Below are 14,470 nucleotides of genomic sequence, written 5' to 3'. Positions count from 1 at the left end.
CTAGGATGAAGAACTTTTTGATAAATAATTAAAAAAGATTAGATAAAAGGTTTAGTCTTCTAGGCCTGTTGGCGCCGGCCCGACTGGTGGTTTAGGCGAAGCTGTTGGCCCCTTAGTTCTCTCCGCAGTTATGACATCATCTATTCTGAGGATCATTGACGCTGCTTCGACGGCTGACTTCAAAGCCTGCTCCTTAACCTTCAGAGGTTCAACCACGCCAGCCTCCATCATATCGACAACCTTGCCCTTGAAGACGTCAACACCATGCCAGAGGCCTTCCGCCTTCTCATGAGCGGCTCTTAGTGAGACAATTATATCTATCGGATCTAAGCCTGCATTCTCAGCTAGCGTCCTCGGTATACCCTCAATAGACTCCGCAAAAGCCTCAATAGCCAGCTGCTCCCTACCACCGACCTGAGCGGCATAGTCCCTCAGCCGCTTAGCCACTTCGGTCTCTATGGCTCCTCCCCCAGCCACAATCTTGGGGCGCTCATACACGTCTGCCACCACACAGAGGGCATCATGGAATGCCCTCTCAGCTTCGTCTACAAACCGTTCAAGGCCTCCGCGTAGGAAGATAGCCACCGACTTTGGGTCTTTGCAACCTTCGATAAAGACCAGCTTGTCGTCACCGAACTTCCTCTCCTCCACCAGATCCGCGTAACCAAGGTAATTACTGGTAACACCCTCGAGACTGTTTGCCACTTTGGCGCCGGTAGCCCTAGCAATCTTCTGCACATCAGAGCCCTTTATTCTGCGTACCGCCATTATGCCTTCCTTTGCTAGGAAGTGTTGAGCTACATCGTCGATGCCTTTCTGGCAGAGTAGGACATTAGCACCAGTAGCCTTCACTTTATCGACCATCTCCTTTAACATCTTGGTCTCCTCGTCGAGGAAAGCTTTCATCTGGCGCGGGTCTTTTATACGGATCTCGGCGCTCATGTCGGTCTTCTCTATCTCCAACGGGAAGTCTAGGAGAAGTATCTTGGCGTTCTCGACTTTCTTAGGCATTGCCGGGTGTACGACTTCCTTATCTATGATTATCCCTTTGATCAGTTTGGTGCTCGAGAGACTCTCACCGGCCTTCTTAACCACTTGCACCTGTTCAACGTCAGCAAAGTATGTATCTCCTCTCTTTTCTACAATCTGCTTCACAGCATCTATTGCAATGTCTGTAATTGATCCGCGTGCTGAACTTATCGCTTTGCTGCGTATCGAGGTACTTGCAACCTTCGTTAACATCGCACGATCATTAACGTCGACTGGCATGGCGATTTCGTCCATTATCTGAAGAGCCTTATCAGCTGCCTTCTTATACCCAGCCACTATGACCGTTGGATGTATGTTCTGGTCTAAAAGCTCTTCTGCCTTTTTAAGAAGTTCAGTTGTGATAACAACCACGGTGGTGGTGCCGTCGCCAGCCACGGTGTCCTGTGCCTTAGCAGCCTCCACCATCATCTTGGCTGCAGGGTGTTGGACATCTATCTCCTTGAGAATTGTAGCTCCGTCGTTTGTCACCGTTACGTCGCCAAGGCTGTCCACCAGCATCTTGTCCATACCCCTTGGGCCAAGAGTAGACCTTAAAACTTCGCCAACTAGGCGAGCTGCCATTATATTATTTCTCTGGGCTGTACGCCCCCTTGTGCGCGCTGCGCCTTCTTTTAGGATCAATATCGGTTGTGTTGCTGCCATATGGCTACCTCCTTTCTCTAGCCTAGATCAACTTCTAATTTGGGCGTGCAATAAGATCTAGTGCGTGGATATAAATTTTTTTATCAGCTCTGCTCCTTTAAGAGCTTCTTTACGGCTAATTCAATGTCTTCTCTTTTAACCGTCTTCCGTCCGGCGTGGGCGCAGTAGTCCATAGCCTCCTTAGCTATTCTAATCGCCAGCTCCTCTAACGACTTCCTTAGCTCATCCGCAGCGGTTTCACTCACCCTGTAGGCTCCAGCCTTTTTGATCAATCTGTGTAAAGGAGCTAGAGACATCTCTTTAGCTGCCACATCTAACCTCCTCTAACTTTATTCAGGATTTTAAGCTATATAAAAGCTTTAATAGCTAAGAATTATGGGCAGTAGAGTATTTTTCAGATCTTCCACCTTAAAACCTCAACCAAACAATGCATGAGGCATTCTTCCCCGAGTTACAAGTTTAAATCGAATACACAGGTGTCATTAAAAAATGGTGATGAATTTGATAAGCACATATGGAGAAGCGAAATCCATCGGACCCTACTACATTGACTCCCACATCCACCTAGCTGACCCCACGTATGAAGATGATCTGCAGCAGATCCTCAAAGCAGCAAGAGAGGTAGGCGTTGTGGCAGTTGTGGCCAACTCTGAGGATCTAGATTCAAGCATCGCCACCATAGAGTTGGCCTCAAAGTTTCCGGACATCATATACCCGGCCGTAGGCATCCACCCTTGGCGTGCCTCCTCACTGAATCCAGGAGAGGTTGAACAGCTTATCGCGTATATTGCTTCAGTTAAGGACGAATTGGCGGCAATAGGAGAGGTTGGGTTAGATGGCATGTATAAAGATAGCCAAAGTTCTACTGGCTCTCAGATCCAAGTCTTCCATATGATGCTCAATATTGCGAGTAAAATGCGACTGCCCGTGATAATTCATTCAAGGATGGCTGTGCAATCTGTCCTAGACTGCATTGGATCCTATGATCTTATCAGCGTGATACTTCACTGGTACAGTGGACCTGTGGAATTTCTGAATCAGATGATTCAAAAAAGCTATTACATAACTTTTGGTCCCTCCCTCACATATGCTAAGCACATCCAGAACATAGCGGAGAGAGTGCCAATGGATTTGATCTTGACTGAGACAGACGGTCCAGTTCAGTTCCGTGGCATCTTTAAGAATGTGAAGACTTCGCCTAGCCTAATACCATATGTAACAGAAAAGCTGGCTGAGATTAAAAAATCAACAGTCCAAGAGCTTGCAGCTCAGATTCTTAGAAACAATGTCTCAGCGTTTCCAAAGCTCTCCAGCGGTCTCAGAAGCCTACTATACCTTTAAGCCGAGATAGAGACGGCTGATTAGTGAATAGTGAGTTAACATTTTATTGAGAGGTGAAGTTTAGGTATAAGCTAAGATTCGGGTTAGGAGACGAGGTGAGTAGATGCGGATTAAAAGAGTTGCGAAAATGCTCGTTGAAAAGTATCCTGGGAAGTTCTCTAATGAGTTCGGTGCAAACAAAGCGGCAGTAGCTCAGCTGCTGGACGTTAAATCAAAGAAGATAATTAACCAGATTGCGGGCTATATCACGCAATTGAAGAGATCTTCAACTTGAATTTTAAAACAAAAACTAGCGGCTGTGAGCTGTTACAGGATTTAGCCTCCATGAAACCAATATATACTTGGTCTTGGTGTAATTGTGATATCTCTGTTCAAGGTTATTTCATATGCCTAGCCCTAGGGGTCTATGGTGGTTGTTAGATTGAATGCGGATTACATAAACCCTCTTATTGCTCAGTTAGGATTTGGGGGTAGTGTAGGTTTCATAGTAGGCTTTGCCTTAAAGAAGATAATGAAGATTTTTATAGTGTTAGTTGGGGTATTTTTTGTGGCACTCCAGTATCTTGCATATATAGGTTTCATTGAGATAAAATATGAGAAGTTCGCAGAGGCAGCTGAGGGATGGCTGGCAACTTTCCAGGGAGAACTTAGCGCTCTATCCATCCTAGCAGCTAACATTCCTTTCGTTGGTAGCTTCATTGTAGGGCTTGCTTTAGGCCTTAAGACTGGCTGAACTAAACCTGCTACCATTAATCGATGTTAGACCTAGGCCGCCTTGTCTGAAATGTTTGAGAGGGTTAATCTTGGACTTGGTGTTTCTGGTTTTAGATTCGCTTATAGCCTACCCTGAAGCTACCTTGTTTCCGACTGCCTAAATGGTTCGGAGGCTGCGATATGAAGCCGTATTTATGGTTCCTCCTCCTTAGGCTTGGAGAGCTTGGTGCTTTAAGTGAGGCTATCCTAACTTCTACAACTACCTTAGCCGAGGATCTTGGCTGTTCTCAGCAGACAGTTTCTAGATGGTTGAAATGCCTTTCCGAAGGCGGCTATATCGATAGAAGAATTGACATGCGAGGTGAGCATGTTGAAATTACTAGGAAAGGTGCGGAGGAACTGACTAAGATCTATTCAGCCCTAGGAGCTCTTCTCCGTGGGAGGAGACGGCGAGTTGTTTCTATTGAAGGGAAACTCTTCAGCGGGTTAGGGGAGGGTGCCTACTATGTATCAAAGGACGGTTATATGAAACAGTTTACTTCCAAGCTAGGTTTCAAGCCTTACCCAGGAACTTTGAACCTTAGACTCTCGAGGTTAGCTGATGTAACCTTAAAGAAAGAGTTGGAGAGATCTCCGGGAATCCTCGTGGAAGGTTTCTCTAACGACAAAAGAACATATGGTTCCCTGAAATGTTTTAACGCGGTGGTGGAGGGAAAGTGTAAGGGTGCCGTAGTACTGATTGAGAGAAGCCATTATGGACCTGACGTAGTGGAGGTAGTTGCCCCAGTCTACCTTAGGGACGAGTTAAAGCTCTTTGATGGAGCAACAGTAAAGGTTAAGGTCTTCCTCTGAGACGCAAGTTTGCCAGATACTCGATAGGGTAAACAGTATTCCTTTTTTTATCTTAAACCTCCATAATAAGCTCGCCACAGCCTATCATAATCTTCTTCTATCACTTTTGCATCCGACCCCTCAAAAACTAAGATGTATTCAAGGTTTTTCCATAAGCCTGTTTCGGTGAGGTTTACTGAACCTACAACGGCATATTCTCCATCCACCACGTAAATTTTAGCGTGAGCCAAGTCGAACCCATATTTTTCAGAATCAACAGCTATTATTCTTAAGATCGGTTCAGTTTTTTCTTTCTTTAAAAAACCTATAACCCTTTTTAGTATACCTCCCTTTTCTTTCAGAATGTTGTAACTTTTTCTGCTAACGTCAAAAGTTTCATTTTGAGAATTGGGTTTACCCCGAATTTGAAGCATTACCCAGACATTAACGCCTCTCTTAGCTAGATCGACAAGTCTACTAGCATATATGGGCGAAATCCAAGGGCTGCAGATCTTAACGTATTTTTTAGCCCCCAAAAGTTGGTTCTCAATATAGGTCCCCACATTAGTGCCAAGATAGCTCCTCAATCTAAGAACCTCTTAGGCATCCTTACGAGTGAGGCATTTTTTTATATTTTAATTATAGCATGAAAGATGCTCTCTCAACATATCTAAGCAATAATAGTCCCGTAAAATGTGTGTAACAGATTTTCTCGACTATATAGGATGACTTGCGAGAGGATCCATGCTTATTCCGCAGGGAAAGATGAAAAGAATATCTAAATTTGGTAGCGGGGTATGGATTTGAACCATAGATCTCGGGGTTTCTCAGAGAGCTTATGAGCCCCGCGGGTTAAGCCTGGCTACCCCACCCCGCTAAGATAGGAGTATTACGCTTTACTTATAATTTTATCGATTAGCCCCCAATTATATCCAGTATTTGTCGCCTTCTGTCGCATTTATCTTGAAAACCAAGATTAGTAGTGTCTTGTCAGAGTCATTCACGACGGAATGAACGTCGCCTGGCTCTAAAAGTATTAGATCTCCCGCCTCGATTTTAGGTGTACCGTCCCCTGTGGAGATGTATCCTCCTCCCTCTATGACATAGAGGATCTCAGTAGTCACCTTATGGTAGTGAGGTTTCTCCTTCTCACCTGGGTCAACTTCAGCCAGCTGAATTATAGCTCCCTTCAACTTAATTTCCTCACCTCTTAAGAGAACCTTTTTCGAGTACCCCGTGCTCCTAGTCCATTCCAGTTCCATATGCCTAACTATCTTCACAATGGACACCGCGGTAACTGTCAGTGTTTTGCTGTCAGTCTCTCAGGTCTCTAACTCTCACACATGCGCTGTATAGATATAATGCTCCTGCCTATTTTTAATTTCGAGTAGAAGCATTATATTCACGGTCGAGATTATGAAGGTTAGAGCTCATCTCTGGATTAGCGGACTGGTTCAAGGCGTCTTCTTCCGACACAATACAAAGCAGGAGGCACGCAGGTTAGGGGTCACCGGATGGATCCGGAACCTTGAAGATGGGAGAGTTGAAGTCGTTTTGGAGGGGGAGAAGGAGAATGTGGACAAGGTGATTCAATATTGCCGCAAGGGTCCTCCAGGTGCGCATGTCACAGATATCGAGCTCAAGTGGGAGGATTACACAGGGAAATTCAAAGAGTTTAAGATAGTTTACGACATACCCAACTCTCGACTGACAGCCTCACCTGATGTGTAAATGGATCTGATACATATTCTCGAGTTCGCTTTAGCGGGGATTCTCCTAAAGATGGCAGACAAATACGGAGAAGAACGCAACAGCCTTATCGGCTATGCCTCGGCGTTCGCTGCCGCATCTCTCTTCTGGCTACTGGTGAATGTAGACCATTACACCTCAACAGCCATCCTAGCAGTCGTTATAGGCTGTATAGCCTCACTCAAAGTTGACAGATGGAACTTAGCCGCCGGATTAGCTCTTCTAGTGGCATTAATGGTGATTATCGGTTTAGAGTTTCCAGTCTTGCCGGCTCTTACAGCTCTCTCAGTTGCTGCGTACCTTGACGAGGCTGGCCATGATAGGCCATGGAGGATGAGGTATGTTAAACTGCTCTTCCGGTATAGGTTTTTCTTGAAGGGGGTAGCGGTTCTTCTAGCCGTAATAGGACTTCTGAATATGCTAAGTGCGGTAGGCTTAATCACCTTTGACATCTCATACGAGGTAGCTGGGGCCATGCTGAAGCGGGGTAGGTCAACTGTGGAGGCCGATTGAGCCTAGACCGTAGAACTCGGCGAGGGAGAGCGTTCTAAGTTGGTAAGAACCAGTCTTCTCACGCCCATACCTCATGTAGGGTTTGGTGAGATGTCGATGCGCCCTAGGTGGTGGAATGTAAATCCCCGGCGACAAGTTTCGCCTCTCAACCTCTCTAACTCTCTTCAAATTTCTCTCCTTAAGACCGCACCTCCTACACTCAAACCCTTTATCGACGCCTAGAGAACTCATTCTCCTCATACATCGAGGGCAAGACGGATTCACAAGTCTAACTTTCTCCGCTACATCCAGAATTTCAAGCTTCTCGAGGTTTATCGTTCGAGGATTAGTCTTGCTAGATTTCCTAACCCCACCATACACTCTAACCTTATCCCCTGGAACTAGCATTCTAACGACATGCGTGAATGAGCCTGTGGGCTCGTAGGCTGCACAATCAATCTCGCCAGTTTCATCCACCAAAGTTAAGATCACATGCCCCCCTGGAATAGTGACAGGCCAGCTTGCAACAGAACCCTCGACGACGACCGGAAGGAAGGGACGGATCTCATTGATCTTGTAGACGGTCTTGAAGTGGCTGTCAGTCCCGTGGTTGGTTCTGAATATAACCCACCTCTCGATCTCTTCAGACACCTTCACAATGCTCAGCGCCTCACGCACCACCCCCGGCGTCTCTCCCCTGATGCCGAGGAGCACCGGGTCTGGACCCCTCGGGGTTATTAAAATTCTTCCAGTCTCGGAGTCTATGTTATTAAAGGTTAAGCCTTTGGTCCTCTTATCCATTTCAACAACCGATCCTACGTCAACTATCCTCGGCTTACCCCGATTCTCCGGCAACCTGTAAGCTATTGCCTCGTAAGTACAATCGCCTCTGAATAGTCCCCCAACGGCTGCGAGAGCACCTATGATACCCCTACGCCCCTTAAGCGCCACAGCCTCAACAGGGAGATTATTCAGTATATTATTTGCCGCCTTGAAGTTGACTATTCTACAGACAGCCTCTGCAGAGAACTCTAACAAAGCTTCAGGAACTTCACCCTTCAAGAACACTACTCCAGGGTCAGTTCGTTCAGATGCCAAGTCAGAGTTCCGCTCCACACAATGTATCACCACTTCTTTTATCGTGTCAATCTCAGCAGGGTCAGGGCTGAGCCTCAGACAAATGGCGCCATTTCCTCTAGTCTTCCATGGTATATTTGGGTTGAGTCTGAGTATGTTTGGGTAATCGATGAATGCCACATTATACCTTGAAAGCTCTTCAACCAAGAGAGCAGCAACATATGTTGTGCAGCCCCCTTTAAGCGAGTCTGTATCATCGATACCTATGTGAAACTGAGGCACCATCCCAATCTGGCTCTACCAAGATAGAGAAAGGCACCACACCTCGAGGGGTGGGCTGGTTTTTATAGGTCTATTTCACGCCGCCCTCTACGACGATCATAGTCAAGGTAGACCTTACCTTGTCCAGTCTCCGAATGCTCCAACTGATACACTCCTTCAGCTTGTCCATGCTGTCAGCCTCAACCTTAGCCAGAACATCATACACGCCGTAAACTATGTAGGCTTCCTTGACACCATTCACTTTCTTCAGTTCTTGGAGAACTTTATCTTCAGCTCCAATTTCAGAGTTGATCAACACAAAGGCCGTTGGCATAGCGACAACCCCGTCTAACTGTGCTTATATCACACTTAGACTTTAAACTTTTTGATTTATGGCTGGTGGTGAAACAGTGTATGAAGGTTTGAGTGCCAGAGAAATGGCTGCTATAGAGCAGAACGCCGAGTATTTGGGGGTTTCAATGGGTCAGTTGATGGAGTGCGCGGGTAGGGCTGTAGCGGAGGTAATCTCTTCAAGGCTGAAGCCTGAGAGCAGATGCACCATCTACGCGGGTACTGGCAGAAACGGCGGGGACGGCATGGTTGCTGCGAGGCATCTTGCTTCGAGAGGGTTTAAGGTTACTGTGATACTTGTCGGCTGCGAGGAGCGGATAACAGACCCCAACGTTAGGCGAAACTGGGAGACCATACGCAGAATGACGGCCACCGTGGAGACACTAATCGCGAAAGATTCAACGATGCTACCCACACAAGTTCAAACCGATATAGTAGTCGATGCGCTATTGGGTACTGGTGCCCGAGGTAACATCACACCCCCAATCCTTCAGGCTGTGATTAGCATAAACAATACAAGAGCGTTCCGTGTGGCAGTAGATATCCCCACGGGCATCGACGCCTCTACTGGGGATGTTCTGGGAGAGGCTGTCAAAGCAAACTTGACTGTTACCTTCCACAAACCGAAGAGAGGTCTCCTTAAGGCTGTGGAAGGTTACGTTGGGGATTTGGTCACCGTGGATATTGGCATCCCCAAAGAGGCTGAGATTTATGCCGGCCCAGGCGATGTATACCTTGTCCGTCGGCCCAGACCACACTTAGCCCATAAAGGGGATTTTGGAAGACTGCTAGTCATAGGTGGGAGTGAGACTTATGTGGGTGCACCAGCCATAACTGGACTGGCAGCCTTGCAGACTGGAGTTGACTTGGTGTATGTGGCTGCCCCTAGAGAGGTTGCCTACGCGATCTCAACGATATCCCCCGACTTGATAACCGTGAAACTTAGTGACAATCATCTTACTGAAGACGGCTTGGCTGTTGTGGCGCCTTTCATCGAGAAAGCTACTGCCGTCGCGATTGGGCCTGGCTTAGGTCTCCACCCTGATACAACCCAGGCTGTAGAGTCTCTGCTAAGGAGGATTGAAGTGTCAAACAAACCTCTCGTCCTAGATGCAGACGGTCTTAAGGTGTTGGGGTGGATGCGGGAGAGACCAAAATTTACAGCCGCAGTGCTCACACCTCACGCTGGTGAGTACAAAATTCTCACGGGCGAAGAGCCTCTGCCACAGCTGGAGGCAAGGTCGAGGCAGGTTAGAAAGTCAGCGGAGATGCTTGGGGCGGTTGTTCTACTTAAGGGACCTGTGGATGTAATCTCTGACGGTCGCAGGGTTAAACTGAACTTCACTGGAAATCCAGGGATGACCGTGGGAGGCACGGGTGATGTTCTGACTGGCGTGGTGGGGGGTTTCTTAGCTCAAGGTGTAGATGTCTTCGAAGCTGCAGTAGCTGGTGCCTTTGTTAATGGCGCGGCAGGCGATCTGCTCTATAGAAAGAAAGGGTACCACATCTTGCCCACTGATCTGATAGAAGAGATCCCCTACGTCATAGAACACCCAATGGAGCACATAGCTGTGAAGCAAGACCGCTAGAAGAATGAAGACTCAACAGCCAATATCTCTTCAAAGCTTCGTGCTCGACTATACTCTTCCAGCAACTCCCGATTGAGGGAGAGGAAACTTGCCCCCCATTTATAAATAGAGAGAAGACTCTCAGCTTCAATCTTAAAACCAGCGATAAAGAGGGTGGCTGCTAAAGCCTCAACAGAGCTCAAAATGGCTCTATGCCCATAATTCACAGGGTTCCCTGCGATGAGAGTGGGAAGCCTTCGGTTTATGCCTGGGAACCTTCTAGAGAAGACTTTCTTGAACATCGCCCAGGAACAGTCGATAGCAACGAGACCCCACCGTGCTACTGCATCCCGGTCGGCGGGGGAGAAGATGTCGTTAGAGACTGGGTTGAGCACAACGGCACGTTTAGGAATGTTTGACATTCGTGTTATTGGAGTGGCGAGGCGTAGGCGGCGAAGCTTTGCGGAGGTACATTTTTCAGGGTCATCTTGCCGCATCTCATAAACGTAAAGCTTAACCGGAAAACTGAACAGTTTACTACTCAACAGTAAAGCGTACCTCGAACTCTCGTGGTTGAGGTGGTTTGGCGTCTGGGCCGTAACCCGCTTTCTGTTTTAGGCGGCATGTGGCTAAGCGGACTACCCGCGTCTCGGGTGGAGCTCATAGACGCCTATTCGTCCTTGCACCCCGCAGAACAGCCGTTGCACTGTAACCAACGGGGTCCTAGGCGACTTACTACGCCTCATAGCCATATCTCGTTGGGCATATCGTTTCTGTGCTGTGGTTAGGGCTCTCGCCCTGCGCCTTGCGGCGCTGCGGGTCCACCGTGTGAGCGGAGTTTCCTCCAGCCTTAAGGCTGGGAAGCCGCCCACCCACTCGCCAAACCACCTCAAAAATAAATAAATGCAAGTTTGAAATAAACTTAGAGATAGCTCCCGCCCAACCTCTCTAGGCAGAGACCCTTTAGCCTCCCAGCAGTAAATCCGCCTACCAGCCACCTTATAAGCCTACTGAGCGACTTCCTTTCCACCATAAAGTTTATGCCACTGTATTTTACGTCGAAAAGTATAAGGTTCTCGGCTGGCGCTGGTTTAGTAACTTTTTTGGGCTTGTAAGCGGGGTCTAAAAGTTGGCCTAGCAACTCGATATTGCTCCTACCCTGCCCAACCTCGATCAAGGCAGCTACTAACCTCCTTACCATTCCACGAGCGAACCCCTTCGCCGAGACCCGGAAGAGGATGAAGCTTCCCTCCCTATTCACTGTGAACTCATCAATTGTTCGCAGGCAGGGCGCCATACCAAGGGTGAAGTTTCGGAAGTCATGCCTCCCAGTTAATAGTTTAGCTGCTGTTGTCATCTCATCCAAGTCTTCACCCCGGTAGTAATGGAGATAAACGTATTCTCTACTCTCCGCCCTCTTCCTCGGGTTGAAGCCATCTGGAACCTTGGCTGAAGCCCACGCCGTTATGTCCAGGGGGAGGAAGGCATTGATACGGGGCGTTGAGAACTGTTCCTTGGTACTGAAGGCTACAGTCTGTGCGAGGGCGCTGACTCCTCTATCTGTTCTAGAGGCAGCTTGAAACCTAGCTGCGCTAGGATCTGTAACTAGTTTCGACTGTTTAAGGGCTTTAAGTATCTCCGAGGCCACGGTTCGCTCAGATCGCTGAGACTGGAAACCGTGATAGCTTCTGCCATCATAGTAAAATCTAACAGCGTAACGAGGCGTGGATGTTAGGCCTCCATCGCATGTTTTACGATGTGGGGGGCCTCTGGGATGATTAAGTTATGGAGAGCTGTTTCCACGGCGTTAGGGGAGCCTGGAAGGCAGAAGATAGCTTTGCCTCTCTTCACGCCGGCTATAGCCCTCGTGAGGATAGCAGCTGATCCTATCCTCTCGTAACTGATCCTCCTGAGAGCCTCGCCGAAGCCTTGAAGCTCCTTCTCCAGTAGTCTCCTGACGACTTCAATAGTAACATCACTTCTAGCGATGCCGGTGCCTCCGGTGGTGACTATTGCGTTGATTTGCTCATTCTCGATGATCTTTTCAATCGTGGCTGCTATCTTCTCAGGATCGTCTGGGATCAAGAAACGTGACGATATCCTGTGACCTGCCCCTTCGAGGAATTTAACTATCAGATCACCTGAGAGGTCATCGACCTCGAAACCTCTCCTACTCCGCTCATACTTTGAGGTGCTAATAGTAACTACAGCGAAGGTTAAGGAACGGGGCGCCTCATGTTTATGTTCTAAAGATGTGTGGCTCATGGTTTTTCAACAACCTTCCTCTCCACGATCAGATCTGTAATTCTGGTAGTGGGATATTGGCCGGCTTCATTCTTCTCATAAGGTTTAACCATGTCCCAGATGTTAAGGAGAGCGGTGGCTGTAGCTACAAGTGCCTCCATCTCAACGCCAGTCTTAGCCTCAGCCTTCACGGTGGATGTCACCTTAACCGTGTGCGTTCCCGTAATCTTAACGTCAATCTTCACATGTGTGATTGGAAGGGGATGGCATAGCAGGATGGTTTGACTTGTACTCTTAACTGCGAGGATACCAGCGATCTTAGCCATCTCAAGCGGGTCTCCCTTTTCCACATCTCCCCTTCTTATGCGGTCAACAGTCTCCGGCTTTAAGTGGATGCAACCCGAAGCTGTGGCTATTCGCACGGCGGATGGCTTACTCGATATGTCAATCATGGATATGTTACTCACTGGCAGTAGCCGCCTCCCTGTAAAAAATAATTCACCTAACGCATAAATAAACACTGTAAAGCTTCCCCGCCATGACGCATAAAATAAGGTCGCGCCGAATAAGTAAACCATTTTAAATTTGTTAAGCCAAACATCTAGGTTACATAAACCTTTTTAGCAAAATTTTAAAATCATAGCGGGTTAATCGCTCAGTAGGGAAGGATGTCGTGTCCGAGCTCTCCACGGGATTCAAACTAATGCGGAGGGCCCTCAACACAGGATCGGTGAGGGCGCTAATAAGGTACTGCATTAAGAAGTGCGAAAGATGCGGGAGGAGACCTATCGATACCTATCTAGACGAGTTATTAGGAATGAAGATTGAGAAATGCCTTGAGTGTAGAATCGCCCTAAGTATCCTCAGGTTTGTCACAGGAGTCACAGTCAAACCTGAAAAATGGAAGGGACCTGGAAATTCCAGCATCAAGGATGTTATAAGCAAGAGCTATTGGCGTAAGGGTGTTGTCTCGCTTCTGAAGGGTATCCTATATTTTGGTCCTCGTAAACCTTTCGTCACAGGAGCCCCACTTCTTGTTGTGTGGAATTTCACTAACCGATGCAACTTGGCGTGCCAGCACTGTTACCAAGACGCCAAGCCTTCAGGTTTAAGCAATGAACTCACAACAGAGGAAGCCCTGAAGATTGTGAACGAGTTTGCTGAAGCTGAAGTTACCTCAATCTCCTTCTCAGGCGGAGAGCCCCTATTGAGGCGGGACATCTACGATGTGGCTAAGAGAGCTAAGGATCTCGGCATGTATGTCTCAATAGCAACGAATGGGACGATGTTAACGAAAGAGACTGCCCAGAAGCTGTCTGAGGCTGTACACTATGTGGAGATAAGTCTCGACGGCGTCACACCGTATATCCATGATGGATTTCGGGGAGTTAGCGGCGCATGGGAGAAGGCGATCCAAGGTATAAGGAACAGCGTAGAGGCAGGCCTTTACACCACAATAGCCACCACCGCCACTAAGATTAACCTCGCAGAAATCCCTGAAATAGTCCGTTTCACCGAAGAAGTTGGCGCTAAGGGCTTCCTCTGCTTCAACTTTATTCCAACTGGCCGAGCCTTTGATGCCAAAAACATTGATCTAAGCCCTACCGAGAGGGAGAACCTTCTCAAGTTCCTCTACGAGAAGCTGGTAGACTTCACGATAAACGGGGGCCCAAACATCTTCGTCACTGCTCCTCAATTCAGCCGGGTTGGTATTCAACACTCAAAAACCCTCAAAGAAAAGTTCGCCAGTCAGTGCAGAAACTCTGCACTAATACCCACGACTCACTACGGTAACCTGCCAGACGTTACTACGGAGGTCGCTGGCTATATTGGCGGTTGTGGGGCGGGGAGGGTCTACTGCGGGCTTAACCCAGATGGGGTTCTCATACCTTGCGTTTTCATGCCTATTCCCCTAGGCAACTTGCGCAGGGAACGTTTTGAAGACCTCTGGGTGAACTCCCCGATACTTAACGATTTAAGGAACCGCGATAAACTTGTGGGGCGTTGTGGAAGATGCGGTTACAGGTATATATGTGGCGGGTGTAGGGCTAGGGCTTATGGCTACGCTGGCAATTATTTGTATCCAGACCCTGGCTGCATTAGAAGCCTTGAGGAGGCATAGACATAGGTTTCTAGCGATTCTAAGCTCG

Annotated in this window: 17 protein-coding genes, 1 tRNA gene, 1 other RNA gene and 1 pseudogene; 8 read left to right on the top strand and 12 right to left on the bottom strand. The window is 47.9% G+C overall.

The features are described 5' to 3' along the window. Window positions 1–51: 51 nt before the first annotated feature. Both thsB and QXJ75_00855 read right to left on the bottom strand, forming a co-directional pair. Window positions 52–1,692, bottom strand: coding sequence for a thermosome subunit beta (thsB, locus tag QXJ75_00860; protein ID MEM3736630.1), 1,641 nt, complete (start codon window positions 1,690–1,692; stop codon window positions 52–54). Between the two features lie 83 nt (window positions 1,693–1,775). Continuing rightward, the gene (locus QXJ75_00855; protein ID MEM3736629.1) at window positions 1,776–1,988 is read right to left on the bottom strand and encodes a histone family protein; all 213 of its coding nucleotides are present in this window, start codon (window positions 1,986–1,988) and stop codon (window positions 1,776–1,778) included. A gap of 205 nt (window positions 1,989–2,193) precedes the next feature. On the opposite strand from QXJ75_00855, the gene QXJ75_00850 reads away from it, so the two are divergent. The 4 genes from QXJ75_00850 to QXJ75_00835 all read left to right on the top strand — a co-directional run bounded on the left by QXJ75_00850 (window position 2,194) and on the right by QXJ75_00835 (window position 4,599). Further along, window positions 2,194–3,033 carry a TatD family hydrolase gene (locus QXJ75_00850; GenBank protein MEM3736628.1) on the top strand — a complete coding sequence of 280 codons (840 nt, stop codon included), beginning with the start codon at window positions 2,194–2,196 and terminating at the stop codon, window positions 3,031–3,033. A gap of 103 nt (window positions 3,034–3,136) precedes the next feature. Further along, window positions 3,137–3,307, top strand: coding sequence for a 30S ribosomal protein S17e (locus QXJ75_00845; protein MEM3736627.1), 171 nt, complete (start codon window positions 3,137–3,139; stop codon window positions 3,305–3,307). 132 nt (window positions 3,308–3,439) lie between these two features. Then, window positions 3,440–3,766 carry an FUN14 domain-containing protein gene (locus tag QXJ75_00840; GenBank protein MEM3736626.1) on the top strand — a complete coding sequence of 109 codons (327 nt, stop codon included), beginning with the start codon at window positions 3,440–3,442 and terminating at the stop codon, window positions 3,764–3,766. Between the two features lie 161 nt (window positions 3,767–3,927). Next, entirely contained in the window at window positions 3,928–4,599 is a 672-nt protein-coding gene (locus QXJ75_00835) for a DUF120 domain-containing protein (protein ID MEM3736625.1), read from the top strand. 47 nt (window positions 4,600–4,646) lie between these two features. Here QXJ75_00835 and QXJ75_00830 read toward each other — a convergent pair whose 3' ends face one another. The 3 genes from QXJ75_00830 to QXJ75_00820 form a co-directional block, all read right to left on the bottom strand. Then, window positions 4,647–5,165 (bottom strand): phospholipase D family protein, encoded by a 519-nt coding sequence (locus QXJ75_00830; GenBank protein ID MEM3736624.1) that lies wholly within the window; start codon window positions 5,163–5,165, stop codon window positions 4,647–4,649. Window positions 5,166–5,363: 198 nt separating this feature from the next. Continuing rightward, window positions 5,364–5,455: transfer RNA gene (locus tag QXJ75_00825), tRNA-Met, on the bottom strand. Between the two features lie 49 nt (window positions 5,456–5,504). Further along, complete coding sequence (locus QXJ75_00820) at window positions 5,505–5,858, bottom strand: cupin domain-containing protein (protein ID MEM3736623.1); 354 nt, start codon at window positions 5,856–5,858, stop codon at window positions 5,505–5,507. Between the two features lie 136 nt (window positions 5,859–5,994). On the opposite strand from QXJ75_00820, the gene QXJ75_00815 reads away from it, so the two are divergent. Both QXJ75_00815 and QXJ75_00810 read left to right on the top strand, forming a co-directional pair. Next, window positions 5,995–6,309, top strand: coding sequence for an acylphosphatase (locus QXJ75_00815; protein ID MEM3736622.1), 315 nt, complete (start codon window positions 5,995–5,997; stop codon window positions 6,307–6,309). Continuing rightward, a complete protein-coding gene (locus QXJ75_00810) occupies window positions 6,310–6,840 on the top strand; it encodes a hypothetical protein (protein MEM3736621.1) in 531 nt (176 codons plus the stop codon). Here the strand turns inward: QXJ75_00810 and QXJ75_00805 are convergent. Together QXJ75_00805 and QXJ75_00800 are read right to left on the bottom strand one after the other, a co-directional pair. Then, complete coding sequence (locus QXJ75_00805) at window positions 6,820–8,181, bottom strand: tRNA(Ile)(2)-agmatinylcytidine synthase (GenBank protein ID MEM3736620.1); 1,362 nt, start codon at window positions 8,179–8,181, stop codon at window positions 6,820–6,822. The genes QXJ75_00810 and QXJ75_00805 overlap by 21 nt on opposite strands. A gap of 67 nt (window positions 8,182–8,248) precedes the next feature. Beyond that, complete coding sequence (locus tag QXJ75_00800) at window positions 8,249–8,491, bottom strand: Lrp/AsnC ligand binding domain-containing protein (GenBank protein ID MEM3736619.1); 243 nt, start codon at window positions 8,489–8,491, stop codon at window positions 8,249–8,251. Between the two features lie 58 nt (window positions 8,492–8,549). Between QXJ75_00800 and QXJ75_00795 the strand changes: the two genes are divergently transcribed. Beyond that, window positions 8,550–10,097, top strand: coding sequence for an NAD(P)H-hydrate dehydratase (locus QXJ75_00795; protein ID MEM3736618.1), 1,548 nt, complete (start codon window positions 8,550–8,552; stop codon window positions 10,095–10,097). On the opposite strand, the gene QXJ75_00790 is transcribed toward QXJ75_00795, so the two are convergent. The 5 genes and pseudogenes from QXJ75_00790 to moaC all read right to left on the bottom strand — a co-directional run bounded on the left by QXJ75_00790 (window position 10,094) and on the right by moaC (window position 12,772). Next, window positions 10,094–10,621, bottom strand: coding sequence for a DUF367 family protein (locus tag QXJ75_00790; GenBank protein ID MEM3736617.1), 528 nt, complete (start codon window positions 10,619–10,621; stop codon window positions 10,094–10,096). The genes QXJ75_00795 and QXJ75_00790 overlap by 4 nt on opposite strands. Before the next feature lie 41 nt (window positions 10,622–10,662). Next, an RNA gene (rnpB, locus tag QXJ75_00785) (RNase P RNA component) lies at window positions 10,663–10,956 on the bottom strand. 42 nt (window positions 10,957–10,998) lie between these two features. Further along, window positions 10,999–11,778, bottom strand: a pseudogene (gene truA, locus QXJ75_00780) (tRNA pseudouridine(38-40) synthase TruA). Between the two features lie 29 nt (window positions 11,779–11,807). After that, window positions 11,808–12,341 (bottom strand): MogA/MoaB family molybdenum cofactor biosynthesis protein, encoded by a 534-nt coding sequence (locus QXJ75_00775; protein MEM3736616.1) that lies wholly within the window; start codon window positions 12,339–12,341, stop codon window positions 11,808–11,810. Beyond that, complete coding sequence (gene moaC / locus QXJ75_00770; GenBank protein ID MEM3736615.1) at window positions 12,338–12,772, bottom strand: cyclic pyranopterin monophosphate synthase MoaC; 435 nt, start codon at window positions 12,770–12,772, stop codon at window positions 12,338–12,340. Before moaC ends, QXJ75_00775 begins: the two co-directional genes overlap by 4 nt. 221 nt (window positions 12,773–12,993) lie before the next feature. On the opposite strand from moaC, the gene QXJ75_00765 reads away from it, so the two are divergent. Then, on the top strand, window positions 12,994–14,442 hold the full coding sequence (locus QXJ75_00765; protein ID MEM3736614.1) for a radical SAM protein: 1,449 nt from the start codon (window positions 12,994–12,996) through the stop codon (window positions 14,440–14,442). Window positions 14,443–14,470 lie beyond the last annotated feature (28 nt).

Source organism: Candidatus Bathyarchaeia archaeon (genome assembly GCA_038883335.1).
In the GTDB taxonomy this organism is placed as follows: domain Archaea; phylum Thermoproteota; class Bathyarchaeia; order Hecatellales; family Hecatellaceae; genus JAVZMI01.
The sequence above is the reverse complement of the archived record's forward strand: the minus strand, read 5'-3'. Positions and strand labels throughout refer to the sequence as shown.